This window comes from Microcystis sp. M53603_WE2 (genome assembly GCF_030065435.1).
In genome coordinates, this window is sequence record NZ_JASJFF010001037.1 from 1 (window position 1) to 3,706 (window position 3,706).

The 3,706-nt window shown below is 42.5% G+C and carries 6 protein-coding genes and 1 pseudogene; all 7 read right to left on the reverse strand.

Annotated elements, in window-relative coordinates:
- Nucleotides 1-153: 153 nt before the first annotated feature.
- A complete protein-coding gene (locus PX481_RS21850) occupies nt 154-840 on the reverse strand; it encodes a helix-hairpin-helix domain-containing protein (RefSeq protein ID WP_288056340.1) in 687 nt (228 codons plus the stop codon).
- Nucleotides 841-846: 6 nt separating this feature from the next.
- Entirely contained in the window at nt 847-1,200 is a 354-nt protein-coding gene (locus PX481_RS21855; RefSeq protein WP_288095953.1) for an NINE protein, read from the reverse strand.
- Nucleotides 1,197-1,409, reverse strand: a complete 213-nt coding sequence (locus PX481_RS21860) for a hypothetical protein (RefSeq protein WP_002761887.1) — start codon at nt 1,407-1,409, stop codon at nt 1,197-1,199. The genes PX481_RS21855 and PX481_RS21860 overlap by 4 nt, the downstream gene beginning before the upstream one ends.
- Before the next feature lie 54 nt (nt 1,410-1,463).
- A complete protein-coding gene (locus PX481_RS21865) occupies nt 1,464-1,745 on the reverse strand; it encodes a DUF2470 domain-containing protein (protein ID WP_288095956.1) in 282 nt (93 codons plus the stop codon).
- Entirely contained in the window at nt 1,738-1,941 is a 204-nt protein-coding gene (locus PX481_RS21870) for a precorrin-6A/cobalt-precorrin-6A reductase (RefSeq protein ID WP_288024236.1), read from the reverse strand. The genes PX481_RS21865 and PX481_RS21870 overlap by 8 nt, the downstream gene beginning before the upstream one ends.
- 197 nt (nt 1,942-2,138) lie before the next feature.
- Nucleotides 2,139-2,672 carry a hypothetical protein gene (locus tag PX481_RS21875; protein ID WP_002761892.1) on the reverse strand — a complete coding sequence of 178 codons (534 nt, stop codon included), beginning with the start codon at nt 2,670-2,672 and terminating at the stop codon, nt 2,139-2,141.
- A gap of 836 nt (nt 2,673-3,508) precedes the next feature.
- Nucleotides 3,509-3,632: pseudogene (locus PX481_RS21880) on the reverse strand (RNA-guided endonuclease TnpB family protein); the annotation flags it as partial.
- Nucleotides 3,633-3,706: the final 74 nt, after the last annotated feature.

A 3,706-nucleotide genomic window follows, 5' to 3' on the forward strand; every position in this document is an offset into this window, starting at 1 on the left:
AGCCGTCAGGCTCTTCTCGACTTTGTGTGATAATTTTTGCTTATGAAATCGTGAAATGTTTACTGGGAAAGACTTTTAGGACTATTTGGTTAAATAAACTATCAGTATAGACCTCGTTTCCACACAGAAACCAGAAGAGCCGAATAAAGCGAATTAGAGCAATTGCTGATAGGATTTTAAGGGAATACCTGTACGGTTTCTCACTTCAATGGCCGAACGATAGACACCGTTTTTTTCTCTTTCGGCGACAATTTTATCAGCCACGGAAAAGTCAAGACCAAGATTGACTAATTCCGCAACGGAGTAGTAGTTTAAACAACGCCAAGAAACGTCAACTTCTTGGCGAATATCGTAGGCAAAGATAACTAAAGGTTCTAATTTTTTCAGATAATTTTCTGGTAAACCAGCTAGGAAGTGTAATTCTTCTAAATGGGTAAAAATATGTCCTTCGTTACGGACAGAAACGATATCATTGGCATAGACAATCGGCAACCCTAATTTATAAACCAGATCGTTGGTGGAACAACTGTTAATATCAATTTTTTCGAGAGGAGAGAATGACTGTCTAGAATTGGTTCTATTTGCCGAAGCTATTGGATGGGAATTAAGCTGTTGACGGATGTATAAACCCAGTCCGATTTGGGCAAACCAAATTACGATAAAAGACTCTTGTGTAAGGAAAATAAGGGAGATAATTGTCAAGGCAATGCCGACGGATAACCAACTTTGGTTATTGGTTTTTTTGCCAGCATTAGCAATGGCAAGCCCACCAAAAACTGGGACTAAGGACAGCCAGATCCACTCAGAAGATTCGGGAGGACGAGGAGAGAGATTAGACATATTTTTTCAAAGAGAATCTAAATATTTTCTGCGTTTTTCTTCGTATTCTTCAGCAGTAATAATTCCCTGATCGTAAAGTTTTTTAAGCTGGAGTAAAGTAGCGGTTTTTTGCTGGGCTGATTCTGGCAGTCCTCGCTCTCTACTGCTGGGGAGATAGTTAGGATTGTATTTAGCATCAAAAGCTTGATCTGACATGATGATTAAACCAATAAATTCAAAAAAAGCAATGATGCCAGGGATAAAAGTCCAGAAGAAAAGTAGATAGAGAACACCTGCCAAATTCTCCCCTAGATAAAACTTATGGATGCCAAGATAACCAAGAAAAAAGGCTAGTAAAGCCGCTATAGTTCTATTTCTCATAATTTTTGAGATTTCCCTAATTTAGCCAAAAGAAAGTATAAAACCACGATGCCTGTCTGTAATTCCAAGAGAGTAATATAACCCTTAACTAGATAATTTAATTCTAGGGAGGAATTAAAGGCAAAAACTAGCACACCCAAGACTAAAAAAGGCAGTAAACGCCAGCCAGACTTGGGTATTTTTATTCCCGTACTGTTAACCTGATTCATGGGCTAATTCTCTAGGTTGGTCTTTTTCGGTGATAGTCGCAAAATCGGGCTTTGTCAAGGGGTGGTTTGATTAACTTTTAGCATCTCAACGAGGATATTATGGGCATCCTTGGCTGATTCTAGGGTGCGCTCAAAAGGTATTCTAATTGTTTGACTCTCCCCTAATTTTTCTACGGCTAAATCCATGCCTTGGGGATCGATGGAGAGCATTTGAGCAGTTTCTGCATCGGTAATATTACCGTAAACTTGAGCGTAGAAAAGCACGGCCTCACCGTGATCTTTGTTCATGTGTTTACAGATGCGATCGCTAATGGCGGGAGTGATAGTTTCAGACATAATATTCCCGAAAAAAATCGATAATAAGGTGGGGACGGATAAAAGCCAGTTCAAATGGGGGGATATTAGCTAGGGTAGCGTAATTAATCGCTAATTGCCAGATAATTTGGGCGTGAGGATGGCGGGTATCAATAATAAGTTTAATATTATTTTCTTGACAAAAAGCTTTAATTGTGCATTGATCTAATTGTCCCACTTATGGTCAATCGGGATAGAGAGTAAGCTCCAGGGCTGCCCGTGCAGTTAAATTGCCTGTTGAGATGAGACAAGAGGCAACAGTAAAGGGATGGGAGAGACTCAGCTAATCTAAGGATAGGGGGTTAAAATGCCTCTTAGCTTAAAACCCCACACTCTGTCCCCACCAACAAACTTTTTCAGTACACCCTATATATTTTATCGTTCACAACCGACAACAGAAGCGGTGTAGGTATTACCAATGTGCTGAATACCATTGACAAAAAGATTGACTAGAAAAGGTTGATCATTTGCCCGTACTGTGGCAGTAATTGTTAAGGGTTTATCGGGTTCGATTCGTACTCCATTAGTATTAAAAAATTCCTCGTTAGTTTGATCGCTATACTTGAGAAACAGCCGGATATCAAAGGAAGCAGCCTGGGGGACAGAAACCGTAACGATAAACCTCTGAAAACTTCTACCCCCCGGAACTGCCCAATCGGTATTCCAATTATTACGAGTTATCGTGACACCGAAAGGACCTGGAACAGTGGGTTGTGAGACAGTTTTCGTAACTTCACTACCTTCACCGCCTAATAGAGAAAGTGGCCGACAATTTTGCGCCGCTGCCGGTAGATGTAAGCTTAATAATACCGCCGATAGACCTAAGTAGAAAAGCACGGCATCACCGTGATCTTTGTTCCTGTGTTTACAGATGCGATCGCTAATGGCGGGAGTGATAGTTTCAGACATAAGATTCTGGAAAAAAATCGATGATAAGGTGGGGACGGATAAAAGCCAGTTCTAAATCGAGGCCAATGGGGGGGGATATTAGTTATAGTAGCCTAATTAATCGCTAATTGCCAGATAATTTGAGCTTGGGGATGGCAGACATCATTAACGAAGGCAGGGGGCGGTCGGCCGTTTTTGTAACGGGGATTTATGCCCCGCTCCCAAAACTTTTCGCCTTAAGGCGAGGTTTTAGACCCGATTTTTTCGATAACAGAGTTTACCCACAGATGGTGGAATTAAACCGATGCTCTGGGGTTGACCCTTCGGCTTCGCTCAGGGTCATTGATATTCTGGTCGGATTTCATCCCCCGCAAAGGTGAGTATCTTGTCGAAAAATCTAGCGGGGGCATTCATTCGACATTTTAGGTAAGATGCAGGGCTGCCCGCGCAGTTAAATTGCTTGTTTAGATGAAACAAGAGGCAACAGTAAAGGGATGGGGAGAGATTCAGCTAATCGGATAGGCGATTAAAATGCCTCTTAGCTTAAAACCCCACACCCGTTCGGACCTCGGCGTGAGACTTCGGTGTGAGACTTCGGCGTGAGCTTTTGTCGAACGCTCAGTAGTTGGCGTTGTCAGATCAGAATATGAAAGATGCAATGCAATCCTTGCTATCAAAGTAATTTCAGTTCCGGTGCTGATTCGGATGATCTTTCAATTTGACAACGCCTTTCCACCTCTTCGACCCCATCTTGCTCCCAAAAATGAGCGGACGATGAGTTAAGACTCTTCCTCACTCTTGATGGCAGGACAAATTGACATCCTCGCCGCCGTAAAACGGACGGCGATTCCCAAACCTCACGATTTGGGTTTCTGCTTGGGGTCCCGAAGGATTTTTCGCACCTGCCTTAACAGATTTACTCTGTTCTGGTCTTATGGTCGCTCTACAGACTGACACCGCAAGCCCTGCGGCCAAAATATTTGGCTCTTCGGTTTGTGTTATGCAATGGACGGGGGTTATAAGGGATGGAACCCTTATAGAGAAAGGCATTTAGC